Below are 15,788 nucleotides of genomic sequence, written 5' to 3'. Positions count from 1 at the left end.
TTTGTATGAAGTTGGGTGATAGAACCACACACCCGATTAAACGAAGGCGTTCTGGTTCACTTTGCTTTTGGCAAGCTTCAAGTAGCCTTGAACGTTCAACAGCTCGCTTTCGTCCATGAACCGAAGCTTCATAGGACCGGCTGCTTCGACGATATAAGGGCGCAGCGCGGCGGCTCCGCCTCCAACCACATAAAAGCATTGGATGTCAGGGTGCTTTTTCCACCGTTTCTTGATCAAATCGACAATCTTATTTGCAGCGCGGGTAAAGTACATATCGACGATCGGCTTCATGCTGGACTGCCCTTCCCCGATACGGCGGATAAGAAAGTCGCTGCGCTTAATTCGCTGTACAAGCTTCGCGCGGCTCGGAAAGCGGTAACCGAATTGATCCTCCACGTCCCGGATAATGCTGTCCAGGTAGGTAGCAATACCGATTTGTTCTCCGGAGCTGAATTGATTATCGATGCTCATTTTATTAATGACGGGAAAATCCGTTGTCAGCGCGCCCATCTCGCAAATACCGATACAGCCGTGATACAGCTCTTCGTCTTTCACCTGCAAATTGTCATGCGTCGCCATCTGGAACAGCGCAGCCGCGCCTTCGATAGATACGATAGCCCGGCGGATCGAAACCTTGATCTTCCGGTTTTTCAGATGGGGTGTGGATAGGAAGGTAACCTCATGCTCACCTACAAGACGATCCTCGAAGGCGGAATGATAGTACGAATAGGTACGGACCGGCAGACCGGTCCCGATGACGTACTCGACTTCTTCCATATTATTATAGCCGGTGTTGGTTACCGATTGGCTCACGATTCCCGCATAAGCAAGCGCGGTTACCGCTACGATCAAGGATTGATCCGAGACCGCTTTGTTATCCGTCTCTTCCAGCTCGACGCTGTCTTCATTGTCCATGGCGAGCATGCCGACAAAGTACCTTTGATTGTTTCTTGTCAGGCGCGGGCTGTGTACGACAACATCCAGTGCTTTTAGAGGAGAATCCTCCTCCTGTAAAATATGTCTTTCGTACCCAGGCGCTATAATATTCGGAATCATTAAAGGATCACGAACGCCGTCCAGCACGACCTTGATGCTGTCGTTGCCTATATCGATTCCCGCCAATTTCATTGTAATAAATTCCCTCCAGTCATTTTCACCTACTTATTTAGTACTATGATTCGATTACATTCTACAAAATCCCTTCGTACTTTTGAACTATTTTCCAAGAAAAACGTAAATCCTGGAAGGTTTTTTTGGAGAATGCGACGAATAAGATCGTATTCCATCGAATAATGTTAATTTGTGCCAAGCTAAAAGGAGAAGTCATGAAGCTCAAATGGGGCAGTAAACGGTTTACTTTTGTCATTATTCCCGATGCTAATAGCGCCGTTCGCCGTTTCGAGGTACCAAAGCCACTCCCCTATATTGCCGGTGTGGGACTTATTACCTTAGTGTCGGCTACCTTGGTCCTGTACAGTGTTCATGTCAGAACGGCTTTAGTCGCAACGGAGCTGCAATCGCGCATAGCCCATCAGGACCAGCAATTCAACAGTGCAGTCAAGGAAAAGAACGAGACCATCGAGCAGCTGCAGGGCGAAATTATTCAGCTATCGCAGCAAACGATGGAAATGAAAAGCAAGATCGAAGATATTCGCAAGCTGGAGGATGAAGTGCGCTCCCTTACTGGCTCCGTTAAATCAACCGCGTCTTCGTCGGGGACCTCCTATGCATCAGGGGCTATGGGAGGTAGCGACCACCCGGTTACAGAGGAAGAAATCAAGCAGCTTCTGGAGCAGACGAAATCGCAGCTCAGTACAATGAGCAAAGAGGTAGTAGAACTGAAGGGCAATATAGCAGACACAAAAGAGAAGGCTTTGATTGCGCAGGAGGAGCTTCGTGTAACCCCTAGCATTTGGCCTGTTGACAGCAGAACCATCACCTCCGGGTTCGGCTTGAGACAGGACCCGTTCACGACCAAGCCGAGCTTTCATAGCGGATATGATATTGCCTCCCCGGCCAATACCCCTGTACATGTAACCGCAGATGGGGTTGTCGCTTCTACTGGAAGCGATTCCTCGCACGGCAACAACATCATTGTTACGCATTCCAAAGGATTGCAGACATGGTACATGCATTTGAATAAAATCAATGTTCAAAAAGGCGATCGCTTAAAAAAGGGCGATGTCATCGGACTGGTAGGGTCAACCGGAAGAAGCACGGGTTATCATCTGCACTATGAAGTGCTGAAAAACGGACAGCCTATCGATCCCAAGCCTTATTTAAAATAATATAAAAACCACTGAATGGAAGAGGGCGAATTAATGTTTAAAGCAAGAAAAGCCGGACGCGATCTGCAGACGACCGATACGCTGATCGGAGAAGGGACCTTGTTTGAAGGACGTATCAAGTCGGAAGCCAGCATTCGGATTGAAGGACAAATTACCGGCGACGTCGATTGTGCCGGTGACGTGACGATCGGTGAGCATGGTGTTGTAAAGTCCAATGTGATTGCGAGGAATGTTATTCTGGCCGGTACGGTTAACGGGAATGTACTGTGCAAGGGTAAGCTGACGATCCGCGCAACCGGCAAGCTCTTCGGCAATACGACGGCTCAGTCGCTAATTATCGATGAAGGCGGCATTTTCCAGGGCACCAGCAAAATGGATAACGGTACGAACTCTCAGCCGGACCGAATGGAAAAGGAGACACAGCCGAATAACCCGTTCCAATCGGGCTTTAACAACGGCGGCAGCGGGAATATGGCTATGATGTAACATGCGGGGTTGAATGAAAAAAATCGGGCAATAGTTCTTTGTTGATAATAATTCTCATTATTATTGGCTATACTAAGAAAGGAAACGCGAAAGAACATAAAAAGAAAGGCACCCTGGAAGGATGCCTATAGTCCAAATTAAAGCTTGGATTCAAACGTTTTGCAATCCGTTTCATGAGAATCGCGGGCTTTGCTTGCTTGGTTGCTGACAACATAAATGGATGAAGCATTGCATTCATTGCCTGCGGCCCAGTACTTACAGGCGCTCACTTCGCATTTCACGTCTCTTGCCATAGCATTTCACCCCCTTCCTCACTAGGATGGTCAAGGGGGCTGCTTTTTTATACCCAGGTCCGGTTTATGCAGCCGGACTTTTTTTGTTCTTGAGCTGGTAAAAACGGATAATTGTCGCTGCCTTCAGGAACAATACCTATCGAAACATAAGGATATGGAGGCGCTGCAGATGATCATTGTTCACGCTGCTATGAAGGTAAACCCCGCAAAGGAGGAGGAGTTTCTGAAAGAGATCCAATCGCTTATCACTGCATCACGACAGGAAAGCGGGAATCTATCGTATCATCTGTATAAAGATACCGAAGAAGAACATTCCTTTATCATGATTGAAATATGGAAAGACCAGGAAGCCGTGATGCATCATAATGCCAGCGAGCATTTTACGTCATTTGTCGGTACTGCCAAGCAATATTTAACGTCACCTCTGGACATCAAGGCTTTTAACGGAGAGCCCTTAAAGGGATAATGATATCTAGGTAGATTGAAGTGAAAAAAGAGAAAAGCATCCGCCTGGATTCCGGGGCCGATGCTTATATTTATTTACTGGCTACGATTGAACGCCTTCTTGGTTATTGAATCTCTCCCTCGCTCTTTGCTTCCGTTAAACGGCCGTGTACGAGACATACCAGAAGCTCCCGCCGATAAAGATCCGGAGATCGGCCGCATAAGGCTTGAATATATCGCTCAGCTCGTTGTAGTCATAATAGTTTTTAAGCACTTCATGCTTGGAGCCATCCGCCAGCTCTCTCAGCTTATATGTGTCCTCGCTATGCTCCTTAACGATCAGCTCGCCGCCTCTTCCGGGAACATACACGTTGTCCGCCATGAAGACTTTGGCCCCCGGAGCGAGCTTCCGATGGAACCCTGTTAAAAACTGATCGATTTTGTTCTTCGGCACATGCGAAAACCAGAAGTTCGCCAGCCCGAAATCAAATTGCCCCTCAATAGGCTCCAGATGATAGGCGTCGCCTTCCAGGAATGTGACTTTGCCGGAAGGCAGGTGCTTGGCTCTGGCAATCTGAATGACCTCCGGACGAATGTCGACGCCTACCAATCTTTCAGCCGATTCAGCTATCACTTGAGACCAATAGCCGGTTCCGCAGGCGATCTCCAGAACGCTTCGATCCTTGGTCAGAGACGCAAGGGTTGAACGAAGCATGGCAAGCTCCTGCTGATAATTCGGATCGTCCCTTCGGTAGATACGTTCATACTCATCGGCCCTTGCGCCGTAATAGTCCCTCATCTTGGTGTCGTCCGCTTTTGCAGCTGCGAGCTTATCGGCCCATGTCTCGTTGCGCTTGGACGCTACCAGATCGCCAAAGATGCTGCCTCCGTAGGATTTATAGTTGGACAGCAGGCCGTGTGTTGCCATAACGATAAGCTGTGTCATGGATAGTCCCGTATCGTTGGCCATAGCTTCCAGCTCCGATTTCACCTTGTCAGGCAAGTATACGGAAAGCCGTTTGGTTTTATCCTCTGCCATTGTTCAACCTCCCTTAATCTTCAAAATAAAATAACATAAAATATATGTTATTACAACATAAATTTTATGTTATTTATTCTGATTCATCAATTCGGAAGACGCCGGCAGGATCCCTATGTCAATCAGCTGCTTCATCATTTTCGAGCTGTTGTGGCTGCTTCGAATCATTAGGATTCCTCCCCAGGTTAGTCTGCTTATCCATCTTCTCCAGTATTTTTTGCAAAGTCGTATTAATGTTTAATAACGCCATGAAAACGAAGCCCAGCATAATAAAAGTAATGATTTCACCTGTATAAATAGATACACACGCCAGGAAGATGGCATAAAGCACATACATGACATTGTTGTACCCCTTTCGGAGGAAATTCAAGATCAGCACATCCTTTCAACTATGATTTGGTTTATTTTACCATACGTATTGAGCTAAATTCACTAAAGCTTTGTTTACGTTCGTTTAACATTTTTCGTGAATTTTGATATGCGGAAAACATTTCTTCTCATTCCAGCAAATCTTTCCTTCCTATAATGAACCATGTATTCATCGAACATTTTGAATTATATAAACGGAGGGGAATTTTTTTGAAAAAGGTGTTCAAGCAAATAGTCGTATCCGGAATGGCGCTATCCCTGCTTCCGGCTTTAACCGTCGGCTCAGCTTTTGCTGCTGACACGGCTGCTCCTGCTCAAGCGGCCAAATCGAAAAATGTTATTGTATTGATCGGCGATGGAATGGGTCCTGCCCAAGTATCAGCGGCTAGAGATTATTCCCGTCACTTTTTGAACAAAAATCATTTGGAGCTAGACTCCTACTACGTGGGTCAAGCCACCACATATGCAGACCGCGGTGAAGACGGCGGCGTGATGGTGTCCGGAGAGGTTACGGATTCGGCATCGGCCGGTACCGCCTTTGCTACGGGACATAAAACCTATAACGCGGGGATCAGCGTATCGAATGAAGACGTCTCCAAGCCTTTCGCTTCCGTTATCGAGGCTTCGGAGAAGGTCGGCAAGTCGACCGGCCTGGTGACAACCGCAAGAATTACCCATGCTACTCCTGCGGTGTACGCTTCCCACGTAAGAAATAGAGATAATGAGAGCGCTATTGCTTCTCAATATTTGACAGACCAAGAAGTGGATGTGCTGTTCGGCGGCGGTAAGCAGTTTTTCCTGAGCAAGGAAGAGAAGGGCAAGCGTACAGACAAAACGATCATCCCGGACTTCGAGGCGAAGGGCTATAAAGTCGTGTATGACAAGCAGGGCCTGGAAGGTCTGAATGCCAAGGACGGCAAAGCGCTCGGCCTGTTCGGCAATTCCCATGTCGACTATGTGCTCGACCGCAATGAGTCGGTACCTAGCTTGGCAGATATGGCTTCCAAAGCGATCGAGATTTTATCCCAAAACCCTAAAGGCTTCACGATGATGATCGAGGGGGGACGGATCGACCATGCCGGTCATGCGAACGATCTTCCGTCCGTCGTGCAGGAAGCGCTGGATTTTGACGCAGCGGTCAAGGCTGCCATGGATTTCGCGAAAAAAGACGGCAACACTTCCGTTGTGATCACGGCTGACCATGAAACCGGCGGATTGTCCCTATCCCGTGACGGTGTATATGAAATTAATGTAGATGCATGGAATAAAGAAAAGCAATCGTCCGAAGTGTTCGCACCTAAGCTGAAAGCAGCCAAAAGCATCGAAGAAATTAAACAACTGGTATTCGAAAACACGGGCTTTAACGATTTGACCGACGAAGAGGCGGCTTACATCATGGCTGGCGACGGGACCTCCTACGCTCAAGAAGGAGCATACAACGCGGTCATGGCTAAAAGATTCATGGTCGGCTTTACCGGTCACGGCCACTCTGCAGTAGACGTTGGCGTATGGGCCTACGGACCGATTGCCGATATGGTAAAAGGTCAAATCGACAATACGGACATCGCTAAGGCGGTTGCCAAGGTAGCTAACGTGGACATTGACGGAACTACGACCGAAATGCAGGCTCAATACGTATACCCTAAGTTTAAAGTTACCCGTGATAATACGGTGCTGTATCCGGCTAGAGCATTGTCCGAAGCATTGGGCGTCAACGTATCCTGGGATGAAGCGTCCAAATCGGTCGTGCTGACCAAAGACGCTAACAAGGTCTCCATCAATGTAGAAACATTGGAAACAGCTAGCAACGGTTCGGCAAGCAGCTTCAAGGCCAATATGGATAACGGACTGCTGTGGCTGTCCCTGGATGCATTCCAGCAATTAACGGGCAAGCAGCTGACTTGGGACGCTTTGTCCGAGCGCATCAGCTTGAAGTAATTATGGTTGTGGAGGATAGGCAGGGGACCCGTTTCCCCTGCCTATTTTACCCTATAGGGGAAGCTTAGCTTCAATACAGTAAAGGGGTTGAAGGTCCAGATGATCACTTTGACGAATGTGCGTAAATCTTTTCTTTTGGACGGAGTGGAATCTCCTATTTTGCATATTCCTCATTGGTTCGTGGATAAAGGCCAGCGAATCGCGCTAATCGGCCCGAGCGGCAGCGGCAAGAGCACCTTGCTGCATTTGCTGGGGGGCGTTCTTGCTCCGGACAGCGGGGAAATGACTATAGCCAGCCACCCTCTGCACCGGTATTCCGAAGCGCAAAGGGACCAATACCGGGCCAAGCAGGTAGGATATATTTTTCAAGACTTTCATCTCATTTCATCTCTGACAGCGAAGCAAAATGTGGAGCTGGTGCTGCCGAGGGAGTGGAGCAAGCAGGAGCGGGAGTCCCAGGTGAACGACTGGTTTGAGAGAGTGGGCTTATCTCACAGGAAGCAGCATTTGCCCTCCCAGCTATCCAGAGGCCAGCAGCAGCGGGTGGCGATCATCCGTGCGCTGATTCATCGTCCTCCTTTTATATTGGCGGATGAGCCGACAGGAAGCCTGGACTGGGAAGCGGCAGGCTCCATCATGCAGCTGCTGCTATCCTTATGCGAGGAGGAAGGGTCGACGCTCGTGACGGTGACGCATGATTTGCACTTGGCGGAGCTGTACCCGGTTCAGGTCCATATGGGTGAAATCAATATGCTGCTTCGTCCCGGACAGGGACGGCCGTTCAATGGGGAAGGAGGGGAGCCGATTGAGTCTGCTTCACTTGCTATGGCGTAATATGCTGCATCGCAAGACGCTGTCGCTGCTGACGATGTTTTCCGTCGCGATGACGGTTGCGCTTCTGGTGTTTCTGATTCTTTGCAGCCAGGGCGTGGAGCAGGGGGCGGAAAAAGGCTACGGACCGTTCGAGCTGACCGTCGGGGCCAAAGGCAGCCAGACGCAGCTGGCCATGAACACGTATTATCATGTAGGTGCACCGACGGGAAACATTCCCTATGAGGTGTTTGAACAGCTCCAAAAGGAGGAGCAGGCGGAAGCGGCTTACGCAATGACGACCGGAGATAACCTAAACGGCTACCCGATTGTCGGTATTGATGCCCGGTATTTCCTGACCCGTTACGGCGATAAGAAGCTGGAAGCAGGCACAATATACGGAAAAACGGGGGAAGCAGTCATAGGCTCCCATGTCGCCAAAACGCTCGGTCTTCATGTCGGGGACACATTCCATGGAGGTCACGGTCTTGTCCATGAAGCGGAGCATGAAGGGGACGAGGACGAAGAGTCCCATGAGGAGCATGAAGCGCATCACAGCTTTGCTTACAAGATCGTCGGCATCTTGCCTCCGCTTCATACCTCGGATGACCGGGCCGTATTTACTACGCTGGATTACGCTTGGGCGGTGCACGAAAGCCAGCAGGGGGCGCATAAGGATGTTACGGCCGTGCTGATCAAGCCCAAGACGCTGCTTGGTGCACAGACCCTAAAAAACAAATACGACCGGATCGACAACGTTCAGGCGATTTATACGAGCAAGGCAGTTGCAGACGTTGTAAATATGGTGGATAAAGGCTCGCAGGTGATCAGCATTGTGACGCTATTGTGCGTTGTACTGGCAGCTATTTCGATCCTGCTTTCTTTAATGGCGGCGGTCAACGAGCGCAAGAAGGATGTCGGCCTGCTCCGGCTTATCGGCAAATCCAAATCGTTCGTATGGATGTCGCTCCTGGGAGAAGGACTTCTGTTGACGGCAATAGGACTTGTTATCGGGCTGGTGCTCGGCCACGCAGGCAGTTATGCGGGCAGGGATCTGCTGTTTGATTTCTCAGGAATTGCGTTGGATGTATGGAGCGTGTCCGCCTCCGAGTGGCTGTTGATGCTGGGGACGCTGGCGGTAGGAGCGGCAGCTTCCGTAGGACCGGCGTTAAAAATGTACCGTGTCGATCCGCTGCAGCTGTTCCGTTCGTGAGCGCCGACAACGGTCCATGCTCAGATTGAGGGAGAGACAAGAAAGGAGAGATCTATAATGGAAGTGAACGAAGGTGGCGTGAAAGTGCAGAATCACGCCATGGCTAGGGGCGCGCGCGGACGCAAGCGCGCCGGGGCGAAGGCCGCGGCCGCCGTGCTGGTCGCGGCAGCGATGCTGGCCGGCTGCGGCTCGAAGCCGGCAGCGGACCCGTCGGCGGCGTCCTTCTCCGCCGCCGCGCCCGCCCCTTCTGCGGTGCCCGCCGCAGAAGGCAAACCCGCGGACTCGGGCGCTGCGCCGAGTCCGGCTGCCCCGGCCGCCACGCCAGCGGCGGCCGAAGCAGCACCGCCCCCCGCGCCGCAGGCGGGGGGCGAAGCGAGCCCATCCCCGGCGCCGCAGGGGATGGCTGCTCCCGCAGCGGCAGAGGCAGCGCCTGCCGCAAGCGCAACCCCGGCTCCCGCGCAGCAGGAGCCGAAGGTCGCCGCCGCCGCGCAGCAGCCTGCGGCGGAGCCCGCGCCCACGCCGGGGGCTGAGCCATCCCCGGCCGTGGAGCCGACACCGTCGGCGGTCGAGTCGCCGCCAGCCGCCACGCCGACGCCGGCGCCTGCCTCCAAGCCGGCCTCGAACGAGCTCAAGTGGTCGGAGTTCTTCGACGACGACAAGCAGACGACACCGTCCAACAAGTTCTGGGACTTGAACGGCAAGACGGTGCAGATCAAGGGCTTTATGGGCGAAGTATTGTCCTTCGACAAGCATTGGTTCCTGCTTATCCCGCAGCCTGGAGCGGAATGTCCGTTCGATAACGGTGACGAGACGTATTGGAACAAAATTATGATTGTATTCGTTCCGAAGGATACGAAGCTGCGCTATACGTCCGGGCCGCTGCAAATAACAGGCAGACTTGATGTCGGTATTAAAATCGACGAGTCCGGCTACAAAACGATGTTCCGGCTGTATGACGCCAAATTCGAAAAAATCAAAGAATAGCTATGCCGCAGCTGCAGCCTTCGAGGAGCGTTTCCTTGAAGGTTGTTTTTTACAAAGTGAAGCCAAATCTTGTGTGGTGGATCAGGTGGTTGAAAACACCTGTTTTGTGCGAGCGATGCAAAATAGGAGGAGGGGCTATGCCACGGAAAGGGAGACACCGCCGGATTATATTGGCAGCAGTTCAAGCTTTGAAGTTTCTCCAACAGATTCCCCTATGGTGGGGATTTTGTTGTGTTTGACGGTTAGGTTCTGGTCCTGACTCTGCATTTGCAAAAAAATAATATGGGCGTGCTCTTAAACAGAACAGGGAAATGGTATAATGCTCATAAGCTGATTTTTATCGTTGGAGGTATTCTCAAGTGTCATTAGTCGGAGAGGAACGGAAGGACTTTATTCTTAACTTGCTGAATCTGGAAGGAAAGGTCAAAACCGGAGATCTGGTAGATAAACTGAAGGTTTCCTCCGAGACGATTCGCAGATACTTGGAGGAACTTGAGGAAGAGCATAAGCTGAAGCGGGTATACGGCGGAGCGGTGAAATACAATTTGCACCGGGAGGAAGCGTCCCATATCCATCGGGAAGTAACCCGCGCCGAGGAAAAGAGGCTGATTGGACGAGCCGCTGCGACCCTGGTAGAGGATAACGACGTCATTTTCATCGATGACGGCTCGACGACGCTGCAAATGATACCGTATTTGCAAAATAAGAAGCATATTACGGTGCTGACCAACTCCATTGCTGCACTTACTTTGCTGATTGAATATAAGAACAAGGATTTGTATTCGGGCAGCATTTATTTTATCGGCGGCAAGGTCGATTCCAAGCAGTTCCGAACGACCGGCACGACAGCCGAGAACACCGTGGAATCCTTTTATGCGGATAAAGCATTCATTACGATCGACGGCATTATGATGGGCAAAGGCATTACAAGCTTTGACGAGGAACGCGGTCGGCTTGCAAAGAAGCTGATCGAGCATTCCAAGCAGAGCATCGTCCTGACGGATCATTCCAAATTCGGCAATGTGCGGTTCTACAAAATGGCTGATTTGAAAGAGATCGACATTATCATTAGCGATGTGAAGGCTCCAAGGGAATGGGAGAGCTATTTATCGGAAAAAGGCGTGGCGTGGATTCACGCGGAATAGCTTTGAAATAGAGCAGCAAGGCTGCCGGCACAAACCGGCAGCCTTGCTGTGCCTAATGGCCGGCTTTCCCGGACCGGAAGGCTCTCAGATTTATCAGCCGATAAACCAGCCACGTTACGGACGCAACCAGCATCATGTCGAAGCAGACGTTGAACAGGAACAGATGCTTTCCTATATCCGCCATACCGTCACCCACAACCGGCACCATAAACCCGATGATGCCTACGAAGCCTATCAGCATCATAAGCTCCGTTCGGATTCGCGCGATTCGGTTCTTGCGGCGAAGGTATTCATAAATCGCGACAGCGTAATAGGCGGCGTAGAACAGGGCTATAAACAGCAGGGAATTCGGCATATGCGTATTCTTGAATTGACTCCAGCTGCTGAACCGATAGTCCAGTGCGCCCGGCGGCTTGTTCTCCTGCTTCAAATAATTTCCCAGATAGTACGGCCGGATGCTCATACTGTTGTTCGCCGCAAATTCCAATTTATCTATGAACCGGGAGGTATGCTGAAGATAAAACAACAGCACATCCTTGTGCGATATCCGGTCGTAAAAATCCGGCTTCATGGAAGGAGCGTCCTGCTTGATCGGCGTATCCGTCTGAAAATAGTTCGTACCGGCCAGCACAGACAAATGCTCGGGTAGACCGAGCGCTTTAAGATCTCCTTTGACATCGGGAGACGCGTTCAAAATTCCATAGAACACGGTTTGGTACATATTGATGTTTTTCAGCCCCTTGGGGGCAGCCATATACATTCCTGCCGAAACGACGAGCAGAGAAACCGACAGCCAGATCGTTAGACGGCGCCAGCCCGGATCATGACGGAGCGTCAGGAAGCGAAAGCCCAGCATCCCTAACAGAACCCCTACAGGGGCGTTCTGGATTTTGGAGCACGTCAGGAAGAAGAACGAGACGAAGCTCAGCCAGAGCAGCTTCCTTGAAGGCTGCTCCTGATTCAGTAGGGCCAGGCTAAGACCAGCTGACAGAAGCAGGAACACCAGCGAGACAGGCTCGCCATACAGCGAATGGAAATAGGCGATATAAGCGATATCGTAGAATACATACAACAGGGCGGCGGCAAGCACTATGCCGACGACAGCGGACTTATACTTATTGTGTCTGACAATGGTATAGGTCGCAGCGAGCAGCAGGAGAGCAAACAAGGTACCAAGCACACGAATATCAAACGACGCCGGCGAGACAACCAATCCTATCAGACATGCCGCAGCAACCAGAATGATTTGGGTGGATGCGTAAAAGCCTCGGAACCATTGCTCATACGCAAAATACCGGTGGGCAAAGGAGAAAAAGCGTTCGTCATCAGACTCCCCTGGGACTCCGTAATCGAGTCCTATGGTCCCCATCACCCGCAGAAAATCCCCGTTATCCGCAACGCCGATAAACGGCCCGGTATACAGCAAATAAAGGAGAATACATAAGCCTGCCAGAACGGCGCACCATTCGCAGGTTACCCATCTTTTCATGCTTTATTCGACACTTCCTTTAATTGTGCCTAGAGAGCGGAGTGGATTCCTTTCTCCGCTTCATTTTGGGCATTGTTCTTTGCGGCAGCTTTGGCCTTCATAATGCCGCTGGCCGCGGAATCAATCTCTTGCTCGATTAAGTAAAGCGGTCTACGCTTAACCTCCTTATAGATTTTGCCAATATATTCCCCAATCAAACCAAGGGATATTAATAGGATTCTCCCGATCAGCCAGAACGGGAGCATGAACGAAGTCCAGCCGGAGACTACAGTTCAGAACATTTGGAGAACAAGGAGTAAATAGTAAGGTTCCGTGCCTCCTATATCGATGACGAATCTTTGACAGGTTTACTGCAAAATATGAAACAATTGTTGCATTTTCTTTTCTTGGATAGTAATCTGAAATCAACGGAAGGGGGAGCCGATATTGAAGCCGGTTTGTTCATGGATTGTTTTGTCTTATAAAGTGCCGTCCGAGCCATCGACCCTTCGAGTCCGGGTGTGGCGTACCTTAAAGTCGCTTGGAGTCGTTTATCTTCAACAGTCCGTTTGCGCAGCACCGGATACGGCTGAGGTGAGGAAAAAAATTCAATCGCTGACAAAGCTCATCGAAGCAAGTGAGGGAGAGGCGCTCCTGCTGGAGGTCCGTCAGTTTTCCGCGTTAACGGAGGAGGAGCTCATCGGAATGTTTAACCGGCAGCGTACGGCGGAATATGAGGAATTTCTGGAGGGCTGCCGTCACTTTGTACAAGAAATAGAGACAGAAACCCTCAAAGGAAAGTTCGCCTACCATGAAGTCGAGGAGAACGAGGCGGAGCTGGGAAAGCTGAAGAGATGGCATAAAAAAATTGCCAAAAGAGATTTCTTCTCCTGTGCCGCTTCTGTGGAAGCAGTGAAAATGCTGGATAAATGCGAACGAACCTTTGCCGCATTTGTGCAGACTGTTTATGCTACGGAAGGCCATGCCGAAGGGGAAATAGGCAAGCAATAGCAGCGGGAAGCAAAGGGGAATGGATATGGGAGAAGCCAGAGTGTTAGGGAAGTTGAAACAGAAGGCGAGGCAGATCAAGCTTCATCTGTTCGTCTTGTGGCTAGCCTACAAGGACCCGAGGGTTCCTTGGTATGCCAAGTGGTTTGCGGCATTGGTGTTGGCCTACGCTTTCAGTCCGATAGATTTGATTCCGGACTTTATTCCTGTCCTGGGCTATGTGGACGACTTGATTCTCGTTCCGCTGGGCATTGTTCTCGCACTCCGGATGATACCGGCGCCTGTTCTTGAGGAATGCAAGGAAAAGGCGGAGGAAATAAGAAAGCACGGCAAGCCAAAAAATTGGTGGACGGGGGCGCTGTTCCTTTGCGTGTGGGCTCTGGTTCTCCTATGGATCGGAAAATACGGCTACAGCTTGTTCTTTGCCCGATAGCCGCCCGGACAAGGCTTGATCTCGAAAATCGTCAAAAAAACTTGATTCATGGCGAACTTTTCCTTATGATAATGTAAAATCATGAATTGTCCATCCGTCCGCGGATTGAAGCGAGGGAACATGCTGCAAAAGAAAACACATAGACCGAGATCAGCGGTGCATTCCATTGTCATCGCTTATTTCATCGTTATTTTTATCGTCACGGTCCTCCTGGTACTGCCGATCAGCCTGAAGCCCGGGGCGACGCTCTCTTTCATGGATTCCTTGTTTATCGCGGCAAGCGCTGTGAGTGTTACGGGGCTGACTACGGTAAATACAGCGGATACGTTCAGTCATTTCGGGACGGTAGTGCTGATGATCGCTTTCCAATTGGGCGGTATCGGGGTTATGGCAATGGGCAGCTTCTATTGGATCTTGTTCGGCAAGCCGATAGGGCTATCCCAGCGCAAGCTGATGATGATCGACCAGAACCGGTATCATTTGTCAGGAATGGTCCAGCTGATGAAGCTTATTATCGGCATGACGCTGCTATTTGAAGGGATTGGCGCGATCTTATTCGGGTTTTACTTCTACTTCAGAGGTTACTATGCTTCGCTGGCGACAGCGTTGTATCACGGGTTGTTCCATTCCGTTTCGTCCTATACGAATGCGGGCTTCGATCTGTTCGGCAATTCGCTGCTCGATTACTCCAATGACGTGTACGTACAGCTGATTACTATGCTGCTTATCGTTCTCGGGGCCATCGGCTTCCCGGTATTGGCCGAGGTGAAGGAATACCTGTTTGGCGGGCACAAGAAGTTCCGCTTTACCTTGTACACGAAGGTGACAACGACGACCTTCGCCATCTTGCTGCTTTTGGGTGCCGCGGGCGTATGCATAACGGAGGGCTCGAATTATTTTGCGGGGATGCCTTGGTACGAGATGGTGCTGCATTCTGTGTTTACTTCCGTGACCTCGCGCAGCGCAGGGCTTGCGACCATGAATCCGGCGGATATGACGGAGGCGAGCCAATTGCTGGTCTCGATGCTCATGTTTATCGGGGCGAGCCCGTCGAGCATGGGGGGAGGCGTACGAACGACGACGGTAGCTATCATCGTGCTTATGATTATAACGTTTATGCGCGGAGAAGAGGAAATTCGGGTGTTCGGGCGTTCGGTACGCCGCGACGACATTATCAGAAGCTTCGTGTATTTTATGACAGGCCTGCTGCTGTCCGTCATAGGGGTGTTTATCATCCTTATATCGGAATCGCACCGCATCAATCTGGTATCCGTTATCTTCGAGATCTGCTCTGCATTCGGGACCTGCGGATTGTCAACGGGTATCACCAGCGACCTATCCGGGGTGAGCAAGCTGACGCTGATTGTTTTAATGTATATAGGAAGAATAGGCATGACCCTGTTCCTGACGACCTTCACTCCGACCAAAGCCAAAGCGGACGTCCATTATCCGGAGGAGAAGTTGATTATAGGGTAGAGGTTCGTAGGAAGCCTATTTGAAGGCGGATAGAGCAGTTAAAGGAAGGGCAAAATTGTCCTTCCTTTTTTGATTTCTATTTTCGGGGCTCCCCGCAAGCAGCTGAATCAGCTTTGAAGCCAAGGCTCCACTTTGTGGGGTTAACAGATGCGGTCGAACCGAAGTGAATGGAAGGGGGGCGATGTGGTTTATGTTCTGCATTCCGCTTGTTTGGAATTGAACTGCAGCAGGAGCAGAAGAACGTCCAGTTCCTGGCTAAGAGCAATCACTTCTTGATCGCAAAAATTGTTCTTTACGTTTACGAGCTCTACCAGCCTCGCCCTGAGTATCTCCACTTGTTCTGCCAAGTCCATGATCAATAAATCCCCTAACCTTCAAAAATCTTACATCCATT

General features: G+C 50.5%; 18 protein-coding genes. 12 read left to right on the top strand and 6 right to left on the bottom strand.

Annotated features, from left to right (window positions below):
- Positions 1 to 36: 36 nt before the first annotated feature.
- Positions 37 to 1,128, bottom strand: a complete 1,092-nt coding sequence (locus tag ABEA66_RS07580) for a ParM/StbA family protein (RefSeq protein ID WP_345587084.1) — start codon at positions 1,126 to 1,128, stop codon at positions 37 to 39.
- Positions 1,129 to 1,325: 197 nt separating this feature from the next.
- Here ABEA66_RS07580 and ABEA66_RS07575 point away from each other — a divergent pair, with 197 nt between their 5' ends.
- Both ABEA66_RS07575 and ABEA66_RS07570 read left to right on the top strand, forming a co-directional pair.
- Positions 1,326 to 2,288 carry a peptidoglycan DD-metalloendopeptidase family protein gene (locus tag ABEA66_RS07575; protein ID WP_345587083.1) on the top strand — a complete coding sequence of 321 codons (963 nt, stop codon included), beginning with the start codon at positions 1,326 to 1,328 and terminating at the stop codon, positions 2,286 to 2,288.
- A 33-nt stretch (positions 2,289 to 2,321) separates the two neighbouring features.
- The gene (locus ABEA66_RS07570; protein ID WP_345587082.1) at positions 2,322 to 2,774 is read left to right on the top strand and encodes a bactofilin family protein; all 453 of its coding nucleotides are present in this window, start codon (positions 2,322 to 2,324) and stop codon (positions 2,772 to 2,774) included.
- 137 nt (positions 2,775 to 2,911) lie between these two features.
- On the opposite strand, the gene ABEA66_RS07565 is transcribed toward ABEA66_RS07570, so the two are convergent.
- The gene (locus tag ABEA66_RS07565; protein ID WP_079914351.1) at positions 2,912 to 3,067 is read right to left on the bottom strand and encodes a DUF1540 domain-containing protein; all 156 of its coding nucleotides are present in this window, start codon (positions 3,065 to 3,067) and stop codon (positions 2,912 to 2,914) included.
- Positions 3,068 to 3,236: 169 nt separating this feature from the next.
- Between ABEA66_RS07565 and ABEA66_RS07560 the strand changes: the two genes are divergently transcribed.
- Positions 3,237 to 3,533: a putative quinol monooxygenase gene (locus ABEA66_RS07560; RefSeq protein ID WP_345587081.1), complete on the top strand. Its 297-nt coding sequence runs from the start codon at positions 3,237 to 3,239 to the stop codon at positions 3,531 to 3,533.
- A 135-nt stretch (positions 3,534 to 3,668) separates the two neighbouring features.
- Here ABEA66_RS07560 and ABEA66_RS07555 read toward each other — a convergent pair whose 3' ends face one another.
- Positions 3,669 to 4,550 carry a class I SAM-dependent methyltransferase gene (locus ABEA66_RS07555; protein WP_345587080.1) on the bottom strand — a complete coding sequence of 294 codons (882 nt, stop codon included), beginning with the start codon at positions 4,548 to 4,550 and terminating at the stop codon, positions 3,669 to 3,671.
- Positions 4,551 to 5,165: 615 nt separating this feature from the next.
- Between ABEA66_RS07555 and ABEA66_RS07550 the strand changes: the two genes are divergently transcribed.
- The 6 genes from ABEA66_RS07550 to ABEA66_RS07525 all read left to right on the top strand — a co-directional run bounded on the left by ABEA66_RS07550 (position 5,166) and on the right by ABEA66_RS07525 (position 11,009).
- Complete coding sequence (locus tag ABEA66_RS07550; protein WP_377739967.1) at positions 5,166 to 6,857, top strand: alkaline phosphatase; 1,692 nt, start codon at positions 5,166 to 5,168, stop codon at positions 6,855 to 6,857.
- A gap of 99 nt (positions 6,858 to 6,956) precedes the next feature.
- Complete coding sequence (locus tag ABEA66_RS07545) at positions 6,957 to 7,691, top strand: ABC transporter ATP-binding protein (RefSeq protein WP_345587079.1); 735 nt, start codon at positions 6,957 to 6,959, stop codon at positions 7,689 to 7,691.
- Positions 7,663 to 8,880, top strand: a complete 1,218-nt coding sequence (locus tag ABEA66_RS07540) for an ABC transporter permease (RefSeq protein ID WP_345587078.1) — start codon at positions 7,663 to 7,665, stop codon at positions 8,878 to 8,880. Before ABEA66_RS07545 ends, ABEA66_RS07540 begins: the two co-directional genes overlap by 29 nt.
- A 399-nt stretch (positions 8,881 to 9,279) precedes the next feature.
- Positions 9,280 to 9,864: a hypothetical protein gene (locus ABEA66_RS07535; RefSeq protein ID WP_345587077.1), complete on the top strand. Its 585-nt coding sequence runs from the start codon at positions 9,280 to 9,282 to the stop codon at positions 9,862 to 9,864.
- The gene (locus ABEA66_RS07530; protein ID WP_345587076.1) at positions 9,833 to 10,123 is read left to right on the top strand and encodes a hypothetical protein; all 291 of its coding nucleotides are present in this window, start codon (positions 9,833 to 9,835) and stop codon (positions 10,121 to 10,123) included. Before ABEA66_RS07535 ends, ABEA66_RS07530 begins: the two co-directional genes overlap by 32 nt.
- A 100-nt stretch (positions 10,124 to 10,223) precedes the next feature.
- A complete protein-coding gene (locus ABEA66_RS07525) occupies positions 10,224 to 11,009 on the top strand; it encodes a DeoR/GlpR family DNA-binding transcription regulator (protein ID WP_345587075.1) in 786 nt (261 codons plus the stop codon).
- A gap of 52 nt (positions 11,010 to 11,061) precedes the next feature.
- Here ABEA66_RS07525 and wsfD read toward each other — a convergent pair whose 3' ends face one another.
- Positions 11,062 to 12,498: a glycan biosynthesis hexose transferase WsfD gene (gene wsfD, locus ABEA66_RS07520; RefSeq protein WP_345587074.1), complete on the bottom strand. Its 1,437-nt coding sequence runs from the start codon at positions 12,496 to 12,498 to the stop codon at positions 11,062 to 11,064.
- A gap of 29 nt (positions 12,499 to 12,527) precedes the next feature.
- On the bottom strand, positions 12,528 to 12,743 hold the full coding sequence (locus ABEA66_RS07515; RefSeq protein WP_377739836.1) for a hypothetical protein: 216 nt from the start codon (positions 12,741 to 12,743) through the stop codon (positions 12,528 to 12,530).
- Positions 12,744 to 12,924: 181 nt separating this feature from the next.
- Here ABEA66_RS07515 and ABEA66_RS07510 point away from each other — a divergent pair, with 181 nt between their 5' ends.
- The 3 genes from ABEA66_RS07510 (at position 12,925) to ABEA66_RS07500 (ending at position 15,394) form a co-directional block, all read left to right on the top strand.
- Positions 12,925 to 13,488: a Chromate resistance protein ChrB gene (locus tag ABEA66_RS07510; protein WP_345587073.1), complete on the top strand. Its 564-nt coding sequence runs from the start codon at positions 12,925 to 12,927 to the stop codon at positions 13,486 to 13,488.
- A gap of 25 nt (positions 13,489 to 13,513) precedes the next feature.
- Positions 13,514 to 13,918, top strand: coding sequence for a YkvA family protein (locus ABEA66_RS07505; RefSeq protein ID WP_345587072.1), 405 nt, complete (start codon positions 13,514 to 13,516; stop codon positions 13,916 to 13,918).
- Positions 13,919 to 14,038: 120 nt separating this feature from the next.
- Entirely contained in the window at positions 14,039 to 15,394 is a 1,356-nt protein-coding gene (locus ABEA66_RS07500; protein WP_345587071.1) for a TrkH family potassium uptake protein, read from the top strand.
- A gap of 188 nt (positions 15,395 to 15,582) precedes the next feature.
- Here ABEA66_RS07500 and ABEA66_RS07495 read toward each other — a convergent pair whose 3' ends face one another.
- A complete protein-coding gene (locus ABEA66_RS07495) occupies positions 15,583 to 15,747 on the bottom strand; it encodes an aspartyl-phosphate phosphatase Spo0E family protein (protein WP_079914362.1) in 165 nt (54 codons plus the stop codon).
- Between the last annotated feature and the right edge of the window lie 41 nt (positions 15,748 to 15,788).

The organism is Paenibacillus vulneris (genome assembly GCF_039543185.1).
GTDB classification, from domain to species: Bacteria; Bacillota; Bacilli; order Paenibacillales; family NBRC-103111; genus Paenibacillus_S; species Paenibacillus_S vulneris.
This window is presented reverse-complemented; position numbering and strand designations above follow the sequence as displayed.

What these genes read in the sequence shown, in the direction of transcription:
- ABEA66_RS07580 (WP_345587084.1), bottom strand. Translation starts at nt 1,128, where the DNA reads ATGAAATTGGCGGGAATCGATATAGGCAACGACAGCATCAAGGTCGTG.
- ABEA66_RS07575 (WP_345587083.1), top strand. Translation starts at nt 1,326, where the DNA reads ATGAAGCTCAAATGGGGCAGTAAACGGTTTACTTTTGTCATTATTCCC.
- ABEA66_RS07570 (WP_345587082.1), top strand. Translation starts at nt 2,322, where the DNA reads ATGTTTAAAGCAAGAAAAGCCGGACGCGATCTGCAGACGACCGATACG.
- ABEA66_RS07565 (WP_079914351.1), bottom strand. Translation starts at nt 3,067, where the DNA reads ATGGCAAGAGACGTGAAATGCGAAGTGAGCGCCTGTAAGTACTGGGCC.
- ABEA66_RS07560 (WP_345587081.1), top strand. Translation starts at nt 3,237, where the DNA reads ATGATCATTGTTCACGCTGCTATGAAGGTAAACCCCGCAAAGGAGGAG.
- ABEA66_RS07555 (WP_345587080.1), bottom strand. Translation starts at nt 4,550, where the DNA reads ATGGCAGAGGATAAAACCAAACGGCTTTCCGTATACTTGCCTGACAAG.
- ABEA66_RS07550 (WP_377739967.1), top strand. Translation starts at nt 5,166, where the DNA reads ATGGCGCTATCCCTGCTTCCGGCTTTAACCGTCGGCTCAGCTTTTGCT.
- ABEA66_RS07545 (WP_345587079.1), top strand. Translation starts at nt 6,957, where the DNA reads ATGATCACTTTGACGAATGTGCGTAAATCTTTTCTTTTGGACGGAGTG.
- ABEA66_RS07535 (WP_345587077.1), top strand. Translation starts at nt 9,280, where the DNA reads ATGGCTGCTCCCGCAGCGGCAGAGGCAGCGCCTGCCGCAAGCGCAACC.
- ABEA66_RS07530 (WP_345587076.1), top strand. Translation starts at nt 9,833, where the DNA reads ATGACGCCAAATTCGAAAAAATCAAAGAATAGCTATGCCGCAGCTGCA.
- wsfD (WP_345587074.1), bottom strand. Translation starts at nt 12,498, where the DNA reads ATGAAAAGATGGGTAACCTGCGAATGGTGCGCCGTTCTGGCAGGCTTA.
- ABEA66_RS07515 (WP_377739836.1), bottom strand. Translation starts at nt 12,743, where the DNA reads ATGCTCCCGTTCTGGCTGATCGGGAGAATCCTATTAATATCCCTTGGT.
- ABEA66_RS07505 (WP_345587072.1), top strand. Translation starts at nt 13,514, where the DNA reads ATGGGAGAAGCCAGAGTGTTAGGGAAGTTGAAACAGAAGGCGAGGCAG.
- ABEA66_RS07500 (WP_345587071.1), top strand. Translation starts at nt 14,039, where the DNA reads ATGCTGCAAAAGAAAACACATAGACCGAGATCAGCGGTGCATTCCATT.
- ABEA66_RS07495 (WP_079914362.1), bottom strand. Translation starts at nt 15,747, where the DNA reads ATGGACTTGGCAGAACAAGTGGAGATACTCAGGGCGAGGCTGGTAGAG.